13 protein-coding genes, 1 tRNA gene and 1 riboswitch are annotated in these 16333 nt (G+C 43.1%); of the genes, 13 read left to right on the forward strand and 1 reads right to left on the reverse strand.

The genetic code is table 11. The features are described 5' to 3' along the window. The first annotated feature begins 5 nt into the window (after positions 1 to 5). The 5 genes from BUA79_RS07140 (at position 6) to BUA79_RS07160 (ending at position 8214) form a co-directional block, all read left to right on the forward strand. Positions 6 to 2426, forward strand: coding sequence for a sensor domain-containing protein (locus BUA79_RS07140; RefSeq protein WP_073993678.1), 2421 nt, complete (start codon positions 6 to 8; stop codon positions 2424 to 2426). Between the two features lie 223 nt (positions 2427 to 2649). After that, a riboswitch (cyclic di-GMP riboswitch) is annotated at positions 2650 to 2734 on the forward strand. 69 nt (positions 2735 to 2803) lie between these two features. Next, positions 2804 to 3364 carry a methyltransferase family protein gene (locus BUA79_RS07145; RefSeq protein ID WP_073993679.1) on the forward strand — a complete coding sequence of 187 codons (561 nt, stop codon included), beginning with the start codon at positions 2804 to 2806 and terminating at the stop codon, positions 3362 to 3364. 21 nt (positions 3365 to 3385) lie between these two features. Next, complete coding sequence (locus BUA79_RS07150; RefSeq protein ID WP_073993680.1) at positions 3386 to 5011, forward strand: GH3 family acyl-acid amido synthetase; 1626 nt, start codon at positions 3386 to 3388, stop codon at positions 5009 to 5011. Between the two features lie 2 nt (positions 5012 to 5013). Beyond that, positions 5014 to 7533 carry a histidine kinase N-terminal 7TM domain-containing diguanylate cyclase/phosphohydrolase gene (locus tag BUA79_RS07155; RefSeq protein WP_073993681.1) on the forward strand — a complete coding sequence of 840 codons (2520 nt, stop codon included), beginning with the start codon at positions 5014 to 5016 and terminating at the stop codon, positions 7531 to 7533. Positions 7534 to 7566: 33 nt separating this feature from the next. Continuing rightward, positions 7567 to 8214, forward strand: coding sequence for a carbonic anhydrase (locus tag BUA79_RS07160; protein ID WP_073993682.1), 648 nt, complete (start codon positions 7567 to 7569; stop codon positions 8212 to 8214). 224 nt (positions 8215 to 8438) lie between these two features. On the opposite strand, the gene BUA79_RS12790 is transcribed toward BUA79_RS07160, so the two are convergent. Continuing rightward, entirely contained in the window at positions 8439 to 8564 is a 126-nt protein-coding gene (locus tag BUA79_RS12790) for a hypothetical protein (protein ID WP_278308907.1), read from the reverse strand. A gap of 122 nt (positions 8565 to 8686) precedes the next feature. Between BUA79_RS12790 and uvsE the strand changes: the two genes are divergently transcribed. The 8 genes from uvsE (at position 8687) to BUA79_RS07200 (ending at position 15964) form a co-directional block, all read left to right on the forward strand. Beyond that, on the forward strand, positions 8687 to 9940 hold the full coding sequence (gene uvsE / locus BUA79_RS07165; protein WP_073993683.1) for a UV DNA damage repair endonuclease UvsE: 1254 nt from the start codon (positions 8687 to 8689) through the stop codon (positions 9938 to 9940). Between the two features lie 90 nt (positions 9941 to 10030). Further along, complete coding sequence (locus tag BUA79_RS07170; RefSeq protein WP_094757357.1) at positions 10031 to 10501, forward strand: VanZ family protein; 471 nt, start codon at positions 10031 to 10033, stop codon at positions 10499 to 10501. A gap of 125 nt (positions 10502 to 10626) precedes the next feature. After that, positions 10627 to 10697 (forward strand) — tRNA-Gly (locus BUA79_RS07175). Between the two features lie 78 nt (positions 10698 to 10775). Continuing rightward, positions 10776 to 11543: a YlmH/Sll1252 family protein gene (locus BUA79_RS07180; protein WP_143147885.1), complete on the forward strand. Its 768-nt coding sequence runs from the start codon at positions 10776 to 10778 to the stop codon at positions 11541 to 11543. Between the two features lie 172 nt (positions 11544 to 11715). Further along, complete coding sequence (locus BUA79_RS07185) at positions 11716 to 12456, forward strand: SDR family NAD(P)-dependent oxidoreductase (protein WP_073993684.1); 741 nt, start codon at positions 11716 to 11718, stop codon at positions 12454 to 12456. 159 nt (positions 12457 to 12615) lie between these two features. Further along, entirely contained in the window at positions 12616 to 13764 is a 1149-nt protein-coding gene (locus BUA79_RS07190) for a DEAD/DEAH box helicase (protein WP_073993685.1), read from the forward strand. A gap of 124 nt (positions 13765 to 13888) precedes the next feature. Continuing rightward, positions 13889 to 15475 (forward strand): peptide chain release factor 3, encoded by a 1587-nt coding sequence (locus tag BUA79_RS07195; RefSeq protein WP_073993699.1) that lies wholly within the window; start codon positions 13889 to 13891, stop codon positions 15473 to 15475. Positions 15476 to 15526: 51 nt separating this feature from the next. Next, the gene (locus BUA79_RS07200) at positions 15527 to 15964 is read left to right on the forward strand and encodes a GatB/YqeY domain-containing protein (RefSeq protein WP_073993686.1); all 438 of its coding nucleotides are present in this window, start codon (positions 15527 to 15529) and stop codon (positions 15962 to 15964) included. Positions 15965 to 16333: the final 369 nt, after the last annotated feature.

Consider the following 16333-nt stretch of genomic DNA (forward strand, 5'->3'; position numbering starts at 1 on the left):
AGAAAATGGGGAAAAATGTACCGAACTTCCATATCGTGAAAAAACTAGAAACCCAGTCTGCCAAACGCAAAACAATGATGATAACAGTCGTCTATTTTTTGTTTGGATGCACCTGGATAGTTGTGACTGATTTTGTGGCCAGATCAGTGTCAGGTGAAAATGTAGAAGCCTTCATGTTCAGTGTCACTAAGGGAATAATATACGTCTGTATAACGGCTGTCCTGATTTACGGCCTTGTTTATTCTGCCTTGCGGAAACTGATGAATTCGGAGTTGAGGCTGACAGAAAGCGAAGCTCTCTTTCACACTATTTTCGACCAGTCACCTATCGGTGTGGCCATAATCCAGGACATACCCGGGAAGATGACAAACAAAGTCTTTTCCCGTATTAATCCCATGTTTGGGCAAATCACAGGAAGAGACGAAACGGAATTAAAAGCAACAGAATGGGATGCAATAACCCATCCGGAGGACCTGGGCAAGGCTCGGGATTTATTCGAAAAGCTGAAATTAGGTGAGATTGAAAGATACACCCTGGAAAATCGATGTATGAAACCGGATGGATCTATTAACTGGGTAGAGCAGACTGTTACACCTTTGAATATATATGACAATTCCACTGCCTGCTCCTATTTGGCTCTGGTAAGGGATATCCATGAAAGAAAAACAACTCTGGACACCTTACGGGAGGTAGAGAGAAGCAAGTCAGTTCTGCTTTCCAATCTGCCGGGAATGGCATACCGCTGTAAATACGATCCAGAGTGGACAATGCTGTTTGTATCGGAAGGATGCTTTTCTCTGACCGGGTATACTCCGAAAATGCTTATCGGCAACAGGAATCTATCATTTAAGGAACTGATTGTGCCCCGATACCGGGATTATCTTGAGGAGGAATGGAAAAAAGCTTTAGTGGAGAAGAAACAATTTCAGGCTGAATATGAAATTCTGACGGCTGAAGGTCAGACGAAATGGGTGCTGGAAATGGGTCAGATTATTTTTGACGAAAATAATCTGGTGGAAGCCCTGGAGGGTATACTGATTGACATAACAGCCCGGAAAGAACAGGAGCGCATGCTTAAATATTTTGGAGTGCATGACCCATTGACAGGCTTATACAACCGCAGGCACCTGGAGGAGCTTCTGGGTGCGTACGAATTGACCGGGGACAAGGTTAATAGGGCTCTGGCCGTATTGAGGTTCAAGAAACTCAACTCTCTCAGCTTAGCCTACGGATACCAATTCAGTGAAAATCTGCTCAGGGAGCTGGCTTCGAGCCTGTCTGTCCTTACCGGGAAAAGCTGCAGGCTTTTTCAGGTATCCTTTGAACGGATGGCTTTTTACATCACAGGATATGATAAGACGGAATATCTGTCGGAGTTTTGCGGCAGGATTCGGAACTTGCGGGAAATAGAAAGCGTTTTGGAGCTGACCGGATGCGGGATTGGTGTCTTGGAATTGGATGAGTGGGATTGTGATGCGGCAGAGGCTATTAAAAATGCATCTATCGCCGCAGAGCAGACTGTCAATGGGGAGGGGAGCGGCAGCTGTTTCTTTACGGAAGACTTACGGGGCAAAGTCATACGTGGGGCCCGGATAAAGGCAATACTTTTAGAGGCAGCTTTTACGGAAAATGATGACACCTTATATCTGGAATACCAGCCGCTGCTCGACCTGAAAACAAATAAGATTGCTGGGCTGGAAGCTCTGGCCAGGCTAAGAGATGAAAAGCTGGGAGTCATTTCGCCGGCGGAATTTATTCCCTTGGCTGAGGAAATGCAGCTGATACTGCCGTTGGGGCAGAAAATCATCAGGCTGGCATTTGGCTTGATGAACAGACTAGAGAAGTCCGGTTATGGTGATGTACAGGTTAATGTCAACATCTCCGGTATCCAGCTTATTCAGGAGGATTTTACGGATGGACTTATCCGGATGGCACAGAAAAGCGAGGTTAACTTGAAAAATCTTGTGCTGGAGATAACAGAATCGGTATTATCGGATAATTATGAAGCGGTTAATGAAAGGCTTGGAAGGATTAAAACATTTGGCGTAAGAGTTGCGATTGATGATTTTGGAACGGGTTATTCCTCCTTAGCCAGGGCAAGAGAACTTAATGCGGATTACCTGAAGATAGACAAGTGTTTTGTGGACAACCTGCTCACTTTAAGTTCAGATGAAACAATCGTGGGAGATATCATTTCTATGGCTCACAGGATGGGGCACTGCGTCGTGGCAGAAGGGGTAGAAGATGAACGACAGTATCAATATTTGAAGGAACATGGCTGTGACTACATCCAAGGGTATTATTTCAGCAGGGCCCTGGCCCCCGAGAAAGTAATGGAGCTGATCAAGGGAGTCAATAGTTTAACCGTGGCTAAAATTCGAGAGGTAAGCAGGAAAAGAGAACAACCATTATCGGAGCGGTTTTAGCAGCAATGCCAATATGGTAAATCTGGATTATAAAACGGTCGGCATCTCCGTATTTGTTGCCAAAACCCCGACAGGTACCGCTTATTGCGCAGTTCAACTCTTTGGATATTAAAAACCAGATTCGGAATATCCTGCTGAAAGCAAAGCTCTAGAACCGGAAAATGTGCATATTATATGCGTTTTTGTTGACATTTGATGTTGTATATCATATCATAAAACATAGTTGAACATTTAGCAAAACTAGTGAAAACTAGTGACGCAAAGCTTTAGTCTAAGGCGGTTTCCGCTATGATTGTCAAGTTGCAATTGTATAACCTGTGCTGAGCAGGTTCTATGGTTGCATTTTTTTTAAAAAAATTAACCGGAGGCATAGCGTAATGATTTATCTACTTCTTGGTCTGGCGGCCTTTCTGTTATTTTTTTTGTATGATATCAACCAGATCATCCTGAAGAAGACAATCTTAAGTTATTCCTTCTTTGGAGGATCCTCCCTTCTTATTGTATCGACATCCGGCATTTTCCTGTCGGAACGTGAGAATATGCTGACGGATATGTTCCGTACTGGCATATGTGCCGCTTTGGCACTAGTCTTTCTGATATTATTGATTTATACGCTGTTTTTTGCCCTTCCCTTTAAAGATACGTATGTGGAAAAGACAGATACCCTCAAGGTATGCGACGAGGGTGTTTATGCCCTCTGCAGACACCCCGGCGTAATATTCTTTTTTTTGTTCTATGTATCTGCGGCTTTTGCTGTACAAATTCCCTTGTTTTGGGCAGCAACAGGCATGTTCAACGTTCTGAATATTCTATATGCGCTGTTTCAGGACCGATGGACTTTCATGAAGTTGTTTGAGAATTATGATGAATATCAAAAGAACACACCGTTTTTGATTCCGAATTTAAAAAGTATAAAAAAATGTATACAGATCCTATAAGAGGAAGGAAATTATGGTATAATGAAGTTTGAGGAGAAGTTGAAGAAACGCCAGTACAGCCAATTATGGCAGGAATACTGTGGATTTCTGGATCTGGATATAGATTCTTACATGAACATCCAAAACCGGCTGATGCAGGAACAGATTTCACTTTGGAGCAAATGTGAACTGGGGCGGAAAATGCTGGCTGGAAAGCAGCCCCCCAAAACAATTGAAGAATTCAGGGAAATGGTTCCGTTAACCACCTATGGTGATTATGCGGATTTTCTGCTACAGAAAAAAGGGGATATGCTTCCGGATGAACCGGTTATCTGGATACAGACGACCTGGGAATGCGGGAAGCATCCCATCAAAGTGGCCCCTTATACCAGCAGTATGCTGGATACGTATAGGAACAATATCATTGCCTGCCTCATACTCTGTACAAGCACTGAAAAAGGGAAATTTAATGCACGGGAAACCGATAAATTCCTGTATGCCCTGGCGCCCCTGCCTTATGCCACGGGGCTTATGCCGCTGGCCCTGAATGAAGAAATCAGCATTGAGTTTCTCCCGCCAGTAAAGGACGCAATGCAGATGACATTTAGTGAGAGGAATAAAAAAGGGTTTAAAATGGGCTTAAAAAAGGGGATAGATATCTTTTTTGGACTCGGATCGGTTGCATACTACGTCAGCCTGAGCGTTTCAACCCTGGGAAAAGGTTCTTCCGGAAAAAGCAGCCTGATGAGTATTTCACCCAAGATTTTAACCAGATTTCTTATAGCGAAATACTTATGTAAAAAAGAGAATCGTGACCTGAAACCAAAGGATCTTTTCAAACTGAAAGGTTTTATGTGCGCCGGAACTGATAACCGCTGTTACAAGGATGATCTGGAAGAGCTGTGGGGCGTGCGACCGATGGAGCTTTTTGCCGGAACGGAACCATCCATCATCGGCACAGAAACGTGGACAAGGAATGGCATGTACTTCTTTCCTGATGCATGCTTTTATGAATTCATTCCGGAGGCGGAAATGCTGAGAACCTTCGAGGAGGAGGGCTACAAGCCCGCTACCTATCTCATGAACGAAGTCATACCCGGACAAAAATACGAGTTGGTAATATCTGTCTTAAAAGGGGGAGCCTTCGTCAGGTACCGGGTCGGGGACGTATACGAATGTGTTGGCTTGGAGAGCAGGGAAGAGGGGACGAGAATCCCGCGGTTCATTTACATAGACCGTATCCCTACTATTATTGACATTGCAGGATTTACCCGGATATCCGAACATTCAATTCAGAACGTCATCGAGTTATCCGGACTTCCCATCGAAAATTGGGTTGCCGTCAAGGAATACAGACAAAATCGCCCCCTCATGCATATATACGTGGAGATGAAGGAGGGTCAGATCCTGAACACGGCGGTGAGTAGAGAAATTTTAAAAGAGCATCTGACAATATATTTTAAATATGTGGACAGTGATTATCAGGATTTGAAGAAGATTCTGGGAATGGATCCTCTGGAGATTACGATTTTAAAATGCGGGACCTTTTCCTTTTATGAAAAATCTACTAGTAAGAAACTCAGACGCATTAACCCGCAGCCCTATGATGTTATGGAGTTATTGAAGATAGACAAGAAGGATTTCAAGTTGATGGGAAGGAGAGGTTAATAATGGGCAGTTTTGCATTCATATCAATTATCGCCTTATTATGCTATGTTTTCCTTCTGCTGGCATTATTGGCGGCAAAAAAGAACACGATAGTAAATGCATTTCTGCTTATCCTTGCTGCCCTCATACTCTGGACAGGAGGATCCTTCTGCATGAGGATGCAACTGTGGCCCGGCCTGAAAATCTGGTACGATGTCTCTATTCTGGGACTTACGCTTCTTGCATATGCTTTTTACTTTTTTGTCAGCAGATTTGCAGACTTAAAAAAAACTCCGGCCGGGAAGTTCTGGTTGGCTGTTATCATCATTATCAATATAATCAATGTGGCAACCGGATATTTCCTGGCTGCGCCCAAGCCGGAAATTTCTGATGAAGGTGAAGTGATCTTCGTATATCAGTACACATGGGCGATAATAATCCTGTTCGGTGCATGTGCCTTAATCATCCTTCATATGCTGTACAACCTTTTCCGGTATTACAAGAATAATACTCTGGCAAAAGGGCAATTCATGCCTATCCTGATCGGAATCATCGTTTTGTTTGCCGGGAATATAGGAATCATGCTGCCATTCTTCACAGGATTTCCAACAGATATCCTGGCTGGCATCATCAATGCGTTATTCATGTTTTATGCGCTTTACAAGAGGAAATTGTTTCAGCTCAAGCTCGTCATCTCACGGGGAACCTGTTATGTAGTTACGGCGGGTTTGTCTTTTGTTATATTCTATTATATGATCAGTCCGTTGGAAAAACTCATTACCGAAAAGTTCAGCCTGTCTTCCCGTAATACTATACTGGTAATCGTGGTGATCTTTACCCTGTTTGCGCTTATACTATATTACGCTCTGAAAAGGTTTCTAGATAAAATATTTATCCGGGACGAAATCATGCAGGCGGAGAGTCTGAAGAATTTCAGCCTGAATGCGTCAAAGAGCCTGGATGTATCGGAAATATTGAAAGAGATTACCAATGTTATCCAAAAATCTATTTCGGTCAGGAAGATTTTCATTTGTATTGCGGACAAGAAAAATAGCAAATTCGAGGTACTGCACAGCACCAATCCTTTAGAGAACAAAAAATACAATATTAATGTGGAGAATCCGCTGATTGCCGAGCTGGAAAAGAATAATGAATGTCTGATGATGAAAGATTTCAGGCGCACAACCGAATACAAATCCATGTGGGAAGCGGAGAAAAAACAGCTTCAGGAGTTAGGAATTGAGTGTGCAGTTCCCCTTATGGACGACAGCGGCATGATGGGAATAGTTTTTTTGTGTGAAAAAGAAAAAAAGGCAGGTTTTACCTATAATGATATCGTTTTTCTGAATTCCGTGAAATCTATCGGTTCCATAGCAGTAAAAAACTCCCGACTTTTTGAACAGGCCTATATGGAAGCTCGGACGGATGACTTGACAGGCCTTCTCAATAGAAAATATTTTTATGAAATTCTGCAGCAGGAATTCGAGAATAATACTGGCGGATGCCTTTCTTTGATCATTTTGAATTTGGATGATTTCAAACTCTATAATCAGCTGTACGGAATCAAAGAAGGCGACAACGCCCTACGGAAAGTCGCCCGGATTGTCAAGGCAAGTGTGGGTGCAAGCGGCCATGTGGCCCGGTACAGTGGAAAGGAATTTGCTATAATATTACCGAAATATGACCTGCTGTCATCCAAAAACCTGGCTGAAATCATCCGCAAACAAATCATGAACATGAACAGAAGAGAGTCGGATTACACATTCAAGATGCTGACGGTCAGTGGGGGGATCTCTTCCATACCATACTCGGCCAGTACAGTAAAAGAATTGATAGAAAATGCCGATATGGCTATTTACAAGGTTAAACACAGCGGGAAAAATGCTGTTATGGTGCATGTGGGAAGGAATCCGAACCCGGAAGAAAGAACTGCCACCCGCAGCGAAAGTAAGGAGACAATCTACCTGGAATACGAGCAGACCATTGGTGCGCTGACGGCGGCCATCGACACGAAAGACCATTATACCTTTAAACACTCCAGAAACGTTGCGTACTATGCGACGGAACTTGCCTATGGTTATGGAATGGATGAAGATTTTATTGAAATCGTCAGGGAGTCCGCATTATTGCATGATGTGGGCAAAATAGGAATCCCTGAGCAGATTCTGAATAAAGAGGACAAACTATCGGATGAAGAATTTAGTACTGTCAAAGGACATGTGGAGAATTCCATTGGAATAATCAGAAATCTTCCGTCCTTGGACTATGTTATCCCTGCGGTCATTGGACACCATGAGAGATATGACGGAAACGGATATCCGCGAAAGATTGCCGGAAACGACATTCCTCTTTCCGCCAGGATATTATGTGTCGCAGATGCCTTTGATGCGATGACGACGAAACGTCCCTACAAGGCACCACTTTCTGTAGGGGAATCGCTGCAGCGTCTGCAGGAAGATGCCGGGCTTCAATTCGATCCGGAATTAGTGCCGATTTTTGTGGGATTGGTGAATCAAGGAGTTATTAAAATATGTGAGGATTAATCCGGAAAGACAGTATAACAGGAGGAAAGAAATATGCAGCAACTGCTCGACGGAATTGTTAGATTTAGAAGGGAGGATTTTGAATCCCATAAGGAGCTTTTTAAGGAATTAAAGGAACAGCAGCGTCCACACACGCTTTTTATAGCCTGTTCGGACTCCAGGGTGGATCCGAATCTGATAACAGGGACACTTCCGGGAGAACTCTTTATTATTCGCAATATTGCGAACATTGTTCCTCCGTATAGAGAAAGCGGAGAATATGCAGGTACGACATCTGCCATTGAATATGCAGTGAAGGTTCTGGAGGTTGAAAATATTATCGTCTGCGGACACTCCAATTGCGGAGGGTGTGCGGCAAGCCTCCATTCTTCGGACATGCTGAATGAACTTCCGCATACACACAAGTGGCTGGAACTGATTAATCCGGTTCGCGACACAGTTTTGCGTGAAATGGACAGCATGGAGCCGGAAGCGTGGGAATGGATGATGGAACAAGGGAATGTGGTAGAGCAGCTGAAGCATCTTCTTACATATCCATATATCAAAGAAAAAATAATGTCGGGGGAACTGGCCTTAAGCGGATGGCATTATATTATTGAGACGGGTGAAGTATTCATTTATGATAAGGATACGGGAGAATTTCATCTTGCAAATGAGATAAGAAAAAACCGGAAGGGTTAATCCCCCTTCCGGTTTCCTGAGTGTTGATTAGAACCAAAAATACATTACGACTAAGATAATGATTAAGCCCACAACAAGACCAATGATTTTGTCTTTCATAGTTGCGCTTTTAAGCGGATTATTCTGATCCTTGTTCATTCTACGCCCTCATTTCATGTATTGAAAGTATACGGTAATCTGTTTTTCATTATACGCTGTATTTCAGCTATACAGTCAACTTTAAATCAATATTCCGAAAATTTCGGGCAGTATGTGGAGCACTTCTGAAGGTTTGGCTGTGGTTTGGCGAAAAATCCAATAATCATGCCGGCAGCAAAGATCATAAAATTCATTCGTGTTAACGTTCTCATAGTTAATCCCTCCTTTTCTTTGATAATAGCATAAATAAAGATGGTCATTTATCTTTTAGACATGGGATTGATTGTTTTAATGCATAAATAGATCGTGCGTATAATTATAATAAGGAGGAAGCATGAGGATAGGATATGCATGCCTGGCCGTAGGAGTGCCAGACACCGGTTTTCGAAGCTGCACCATGAAAAATGCCGACGAGGAGAGGCTGACGGCAATAATCAGTCATAATCTCCACTCGTTGGAGAAAATCATGGAATATAACCATAAAAATGGCATCCGTATGTTCCGGATAAGCTCTGACCTGATTCCCTTTGGTTCCAGTCCGGTCAATTTCCTGGAATGGTGGAATATTTTCGGGGATGAGTTTAAAAGGATTGGGGACATGGTTAAAAAGTACGACATTAGAGTATCCATGCATCCGGGACAGTATACGGTTTTGAATTCCCCGGATGCAAACATCGTCGAGCGGGCAGTGCTTGACCTTCAGTATCATACAAGGATATTGGATTGTATGGGCGTGGATAAGACGTGTAAAATAATACTCCATGTGGGTGGAGTCTATGGAGACAAGGCGCAGGCTGCACGCAGGTTTGAATTAAACTGGAGGGGAATGAAGGATTCGGTGAAAGAGAGACTGGTCATTGAAAATGATGATAGGAACTACACTGTGGAGGACGTTCTGGAAATCAGCGGAAGGGTAGGTGTTCCGGTTGTGTTTGACAATCTCCATCATGCCCTGAACCCTTCTATTGAAAAGAACCCTGACTTTTTCTGGGTTGCAGAGTGCGGAAAGACCTGGAAGAGAATGGATGGAAATCCAAAGATTCACTATTCACAGCAGAATGGGAATAAAAAAAAGGGCTCCCACTCCGACATCATCCGGATTCGTGAATTTATGGAGTATTTGGATGGTCTGGGAAATGAGGGTCCGGATATAATGCTGGAGGTAAAGGATAAAAATCTTTCTGCAGTCAAATGTATTAACTGTGTCACCCCTGGCAAAACGGCACGAAAACTGGAACTGGAATGGAGCCGCTACAAATACAAGGTTCTGGAAAATTCACAGGAAAAGTACAACCAAATCCGGAAGATGCTCAAGGACAAGGAATGTTCCCCTGTCTCTTTTTACAGTGTACTGGAAGAAGCCCTGGATATGCAGGGCAATGCGGGAAGCTTCATAAATGCCGCTCAGCATGTGTGGGGCTACTTTAAGGACCATGCGGATGAAATGGAAAGGGAGAAGTTTAAAAAGGCAATGGTTAGTTTCCAAAGAGGAGACCTGCCATTGTCAGCCATAAAGAAGTATATGTGGAAACTGTCGGTAAAATATCAGGAAGAATATCTGCTGAATTCATATTATTTTATTTTATAAAGATCGGCCTCATACATACAAAGTATATGAGTGACAAATCTTATCCTTTGTAGTATCTTAAATATTATGAAAAGAATGGATGAGATAATAATGAAGGACAGAACAAAAGTGTTTTGTGTCTTTTCCTGGTTGGCCGTGTTGGTTTTAATGGCTCTTATATTCTATCTTTCGGCCGAACCAGCCGAGCAGTCCAACGAACTGAGCACGGGAATTACAAGAACGATTTTAAATGCTTTACAGGGGCAGATCCCGTTTATGGCGGATATGAGTCTGGAAACTTTTAACCATATAATCAGGAAGACGACACATTTTATGGCATATATGCTGTTGGGGATGCTGGTGCTGAATGCGCTTGGAATAAAGGGATGGAAGAAGACCCTTCTGGCGTTTGCTATCAGTGCTGCCTATGCGGCCAGCGACGAAACGCACCAGCTGTTCGTCCCAGGCAGAGGCGGCCAGCTGAAAGATGTGATCCTGGACAGTTCCGGCTCAGCATTTGGAATAGGGGTCATGACATTTTTTTACCGGATCAGGAGAAAAACTTTCGGGAGAAAAGGGTGATATAATCGGAGGAAGCCGATAGGCCACACATGTAATAGTGCTGGGATATACAGATAATTATTTTTTTAAATAAAAAGTACTTGAAAAAAATCAAGAATGCTATTATAATAACTCTTGTGTTGTTTGCGGGTGTAGTTCAATGGTAGAACACTAGCCTTCCAAGCTAGATACGCGGGTTCGATTCCCGCTACCCGCTTTTTAAAAGTCCCTTAACTTCGTTAAACGTGAGTTAAAGGGATTTTTTTTAGAGTTGTTTACTGAAAGGCAGAATATTTTGGATAAGAATGATGCAAACGGAAAACTTTTTTCGAGACGAATAATGGAACTGGCCGTGAGAGCCTATGAAAACGGTCATTATACCTTTACCGGATTTTTGAACCCTACGGAAGTGGACACTTTCCTACGGATTCAACCTGACCTGAAGTTTATATCGTCGATTATCCACGGCGGTGGTGAAAACAATGAAAGACAGATGATCCGCTTCGGAGGCCCGGATATGATGGGCTACGAAGAAGATTTTCCTATCGACATTATTGGGGTCAGACCCCTGGCGGCGAAGTTTGCCGATGATCTGAACCATCGTGATTTTCTCGGGGCGGTCATGAATCTTGGGATTGAAAGAGACGTGGTGGGGGACATTCTGGTTAAGGAAAACAACGGTTATATTTTCTGTGCCAGACATATATCACATTTTATAATGGAAAATCTGACAAAAATAAAGCATACAGACGTTAGATGCCTGATTTTGGACGAGTCTCCGGAGGATATCCAGCCTAAACGACAGGAAGAAAAAATAAATGTGAATTCCCTACGCTGTGATGCGGTAGTGGCGAAGCTCTGCCACCTGTCAAGAAACCAGGGTCTGGAACTATTCCAGGCCAAAAAGGTCATTATCAATGGAAGGATTGTGGAGAATAACAGCCAGATGCTTAAAGAACAGGATGTGGTCGTTATCCGTGGATACGGGAAATTCGTCATGATGGGAATCTCCCATATTACAAAAAAAGACAGAATAGTGGTAATTGTAGAAAAATTTCTGTAGAGGCATTGCTCTGTCTACTGGAAAGATTATAAAAAAAATAATTGGTGAAAGTCAAAAATATAACAATAATGATAAAAATTAAATTAAATTGACAAAAAATTTCTTCTGTACTAGAATTGCGAATGTGAGAAAGATGTATGGAAAAACGTACAATAAACAGGAGGAATCATTTATGAGCAGAAGAGCAGGATTTGTATTACAGGATCGAGTTGCTATTATAACAGGCGGAGCAAGCGGATTAGGATTGGCTACCGCAAAGAACTTCATTTTAAGTGGCGCGAAAGTCATGATTGCAGATTATAGCGATAAAGGTGCGGAAGTTGCCAAAGAAATCGGAGCGTCCTTTGTTAAGGTTGATGTATCCGTTGAAGCTGATGTTAAGAGTATGGTAGAAAAAACAGTTGAAGAGTTTGGCCGTCTGGATATACTGGTGGCAAGTGCCGGTATCGGCGGACAGCAGAATATGATTGCTGACGAGAACATGGAAAACTGGAACAGAGTAAATGAAGTTGACTACACAGGAGTTATGCTTTCAGATAAATATGCAATCATGCAGATGAGAAAACAGGGCGGCGGAGGAGCTATCGTAAACCTGGCATCCATGTTCGGTCTGGTCGCCGTTCCTACCAACATTGCGTATTCTGCAGCTAAAGGCGGGGTAATAAACCTGACAAAGGCTGCCGGGACGGCGTATGCTCATGAAGGAATCCGCGTAAACGCTGTATGTCCAGGAGTTATAGATACTCCGTTGATTCCGGAAGATGCAAAGGTACAGTACAGAATGCTGCACCCGATGCGGAGGCTCGGAGAGGCATGGGAGGTAGCAACACTGATCACATTCCTTTGCACCGATGATGCGAAATTCATCAGCGGCGCAGCTATACCGATCGATGGCGGATATACAGCTGTATAAGAGTTAAATAAAATTCACTAACGGTTCTGACGTTTTATACGCCAGAACCGTTTTTTTTGAAAAATTCAAGGGAAGAAACAAAAAGCAGGATATATAATTTACGATATGTGGGGAAATATGATATAGTGAATGAAATAATTTGTTGAAGAGGAAGAATATATGGATTTTAAGGAACTTGGATTGGATAATGCTGTAATTGAAGGCCTGAAAAAAGAAGGAATCAGAATTCCCACCGGTGTGCAGCAGGTGGTGATACGTCCGATTATGGAGAAAAAGGACCTGATTGCACAATCGGAAACAGGCTCAGGCAAGACACTGGCGTATCTGCTGCCAGTCTATCAGATGCTGCTGCCTGCAGAAAAAGGAATAAAGATACTAGTACTTGTCCCGACTCATGAGCTTGCCCTGCAGGTTCAAAGACAGGTGGAATCTTTATCCGGGAACTCTGGACTGGACATTGCTTCAACTGTGGTTCTGGGCAATGTCAATATAAACCGGCAGATCGAAAAACTAAGGGAAAAACCGCAGATCGTTATCGGAACTCCAGGCAGAATATTAGAACTTATCAAGAAGAAAAAAATCCCTGCTCATCTGATAAAAACCGTTATTGTGGATGAAGCGGACAAGATGCTGGACAAGGATAATAAGGAAGATGTTAAGGCTGTCATCAAGTGCTGTATGCGCGATACCCAACTGCTCATGTTTTCCGCCAGTCTTGGAAAAGATATGCTCGTCGAAGCAGCTCTGATTTCCAAGGAACCCGAAATAATACGGGTTTCGGAAAAAGTGAGAATCCCCGAAAACATCAGCCATATATGCTTCCTGGTTGAAAGACGTGAAAAAATCGAATTGCTCAGAAAAATTGTCACAAGCATCAAACCGGCCAAGGCCATGGTCTTTATCAATAATCCTGCGGATATTGAAGAACTTACCGGAAAGCTGAAATTTCATCATTACAATGCGGAGTGTATCCATGGGGGGAAAACCAAGGAAGAAAGAAAAAAGGTAATCCAGGATTTCCGTCTTGGAAAGCTGCCGTTGCTTATAGCAACGGACATTGCGGCAAGAGGACTTCATTTCGAAGATGTCACAGCAGTGTTTCATGTAAGCATACCGGAAACACCTTCAGATTATCTCCACAGGGCAGGAAGAACCGGAAGAAACAACAAAAAAGGCCTGAGCATCTCCGTTGTCACAAAGTCGGAAATGAAAAGGATCAAAGACATAGAAAAAGAATATGGAATAAAAATCACATTGATGAAAATGGACCATGGAAAAATGCAGCCGGATACCCAGATGGAGGGTTAAAGCAGCGGAGCTGTACATTCTGGATGGAACACGCAGTGAATTACATTCGTACTTGAATTTATCATTCCCAGCATATATAATAAACAAGTTTATGAAACATAGTAATACCATGGAGGATTTATATTTGGAAGATTATACAAATGAAATAAATAGAAGAAAAACGTTCGCGATTATTTCCCATCCGGATGCAGGAAAGACAACACTGACAGAAAAGCTTCTGCTGTTCGGCGGAGCCATAAACCTTGCCGGTTCCGTCAAGGCAAAGAAGACAAACAGACATGCAGTTTCTGACTGGATGGAGATAGAAAAGAAGCGTGGAATTTCGGTGACCTCTTCTGCCATGCAGTTTGACTATGATGGCTACTGCATAAATATCCTGGATACGCCAGGACATGAAGATTTCTCAGAGGACACCTACAGAACCCTGATGGCCGCCGACTCAGCCGTTATGGTAATCGATGCGGCGAAGGGTGTGGAAAAGCAGACTGAGAAGCTCTTTAAGGTCTGCGTAATGCGAAACATCCCGATTTTCACCTTTATAAACAAGCTGGATCGGGAATCAAAGGACATTTTTGAATTAATGGACGAGATAGAAACCGTTCTTGGAATACAGACATATGCCATGAACTGGCCGATAGGTTCCGGCAAGAATTTTAGGGGAATCTACGACAGGAACACAAAACATATCACACGGTTTTATGCCGCGAATAACGGACAGAAATTAGTGGCCAGCGTGGAAGCGGATCTGGGAGATCCTTGTCTGGATGAACTCATTGGACAGCAGAATCATGAGATTCTGATCGATGAAATCGCTCTCTTAGATGGAGCCAGCAGCGAATTTGACATGGAACAGATATTGAATGGAAAGCTGACACCGGTTTTCTTTGGTTCGGCACTTACCAATTTTGGCGTAGAAACCTTTCTGAAGCAATTTTTGGCAATGTCACCAACACCACTTCCGAGGGAATCTTCAGAGGGTAAAATCATCCCGACAGAGAATGAATTTTCTGCATTTGTATTCAAAATACAGGCGAACATGAACAAGGCACACAGAGACAGGATCGCCTTTATGCGAATTTGCTCCGGAAAATACACGGCCGGTATGGAAGTGAACCATGTCCAGGGAAACAAAATCATCCGTCTTTCACATTCCCAGCAGCTGATGGCCCAGGAGAGGCACATAATTGAAGAAGCCTATGCTGGGGATATTATCGGTGTATTTGATCCCGGCATCTTTTCCATTGGCGACACATTGTGTTCCAAAGACAGAAACTTCGTATATGAAGGAATTCCAACCTTTGCACCGGAACACTTTGCAAAAGTACGCCAGGTGGACACAATGAAGAGAAAGCAGTTTTTAAAAGGTGTAACCCAGATTGCCCAGGAGGGCGCCATTCAGATTTTTCAGTCCTATAACACGGGAATGGAAGAGATTATCGTAGGTGTTGTGGGAACCCTGCAGTTTGACGTGCTGAAATTCCGTCTGGAATCCGAATATGGTGCGGAAATCCGGCTCGAACCATTGCCGTATGAACATATACGCTGGATTGAAAATGAGGATATCGACATCCAGGATCTGAGCGTTTCTTCGGACACAAAGAAAATTAAGGATTTAAAAGGAAATCCGCTGCTGATTTTTGTCAACAGCTGGAGTATACAGACGGCGCTGGATAGAAATAAAGGTCTCAGACTGTCAGAATTTGGAAAATAGCGAAATGTAGTGTATAATGTGTGGAAATGAAATGATATAGGAGGAATACTAATGCAGCTGGAAGATTTGAGAAAAGAAATGGTTACGGCCATGAAGGCAAAAGACAAAGTAAGGAAAGAAACGATTTCATCCCTCGTTTCAGCCGTGAAAAAACTGGCCATCGATGAAGGCTGCCGGGAGGAAGTTCCAGAAGAACTGGTCACCAGGGCAATCCTGAAGGAAATGAAAACCATAAAGGAACAGGTGGACACCTGTCCGGATGAAAGGGTCGATTTAAAAGAAGAGTACAACGCAAGATATGAAATCATAAAGGAATTTGCACCATCCATGATGGATGCGGAAGAAGTAAAAGCCTTTATTCAGGAAAAGTTTGCTGATGTCCTGGCCGCAAAAAACAAAGGCCTGGTCATGAAAAGCATAATGCCGGAGCTTAAAGGAAAAGCAGACGGAAAAGTAATAAATCAGGTTGTTGCAGAACTTTGCGATTAACTGTCCCTAAGCCTCTGACCTATGTAAAATAGGCCGGGGCTTTTTTTTGTGTGTGCCCAGCATGGGCACAATCTTAAGGGTTAAAGTCCCTAGTCTGCCCTAGTAGTGGGAAAGACATAGCCTAAGACAAGGGTGTCGTGAGCGATTGCGAATCTGAAGGAAGTCCGTGGGCAAATCTCTGGTCTGACGAACAGAAATCATATCAGGCAATTATTATGGATAAGGCTGCACAACAAGTTGAAGTCCAATAACTACTCGGGAAATAATAATTGTAAATATGGCAGATACATGGAGAGGAAGATTGTGCTCTTACCTGGGGAGGTCTCATGGACGTGACAAGAAGGATAAAATATTCCACGTTACGGTTGA

Origin of the sequence: Parasporobacterium paucivorans DSM 15970 (assembly GCF_900141895.1) — a bacterium.
In the GTDB taxonomy this organism is placed as follows: domain Bacteria; phylum Bacillota; class Clostridia; order Lachnospirales; family Lachnospiraceae; genus Parasporobacterium; species Parasporobacterium paucivorans.

Coding starts and splice junctions, on each gene's coding strand:
- BUA79_RS12790 (WP_278308907.1), bottom strand. CDS start 8,564: ATGAGAACGTTAACACGAATGAATTTTATGATCTTTGCTGCCGGCATG.
- BUA79_RS07155 (WP_073993681.1), top strand. CDS start 5,014: ATGGGCAGTTTTGCATTCATATCAATTATCGCCTTATTATGCTATGTT.
- BUA79_RS07145 (WP_073993679.1), top strand. CDS start 2,804: ATGATTTATCTACTTCTTGGTCTGGCGGCCTTTCTGTTATTTTTTTTG.
- BUA79_RS07150 (WP_073993680.1), top strand. CDS start 3,386: ATGAAGTTTGAGGAGAAGTTGAAGAAACGCCAGTACAGCCAATTATGG.
- BUA79_RS07185 (WP_073993684.1), top strand. CDS start 11,716: ATGAGCAGAAGAGCAGGATTTGTATTACAGGATCGAGTTGCTATTATA.
- BUA79_RS07190 (WP_073993685.1), top strand. CDS start 12,616: ATGGATTTTAAGGAACTTGGATTGGATAATGCTGTAATTGAAGGCCTG.
- BUA79_RS07140 (WP_073993678.1), top strand. CDS start 6: ATGGGGAAAAATGTACCGAACTTCCATATCGTGAAAAAACTAGAAACC.
- BUA79_RS07200 (WP_073993686.1), top strand. CDS start 15,527: ATGCAGCTGGAAGATTTGAGAAAAGAAATGGTTACGGCCATGAAGGCA.
- uvsE (WP_073993683.1), top strand. CDS start 8,687: ATGAGGATAGGATATGCATGCCTGGCCGTAGGAGTGCCAGACACCGGT.
- BUA79_RS07160 (WP_073993682.1), top strand. CDS start 7,567: ATGCAGCAACTGCTCGACGGAATTGTTAGATTTAGAAGGGAGGATTTT.
- BUA79_RS07170 (WP_094757357.1), top strand. CDS start 10,031: ATGAAGGACAGAACAAAAGTGTTTTGTGTCTTTTCCTGGTTGGCCGTG.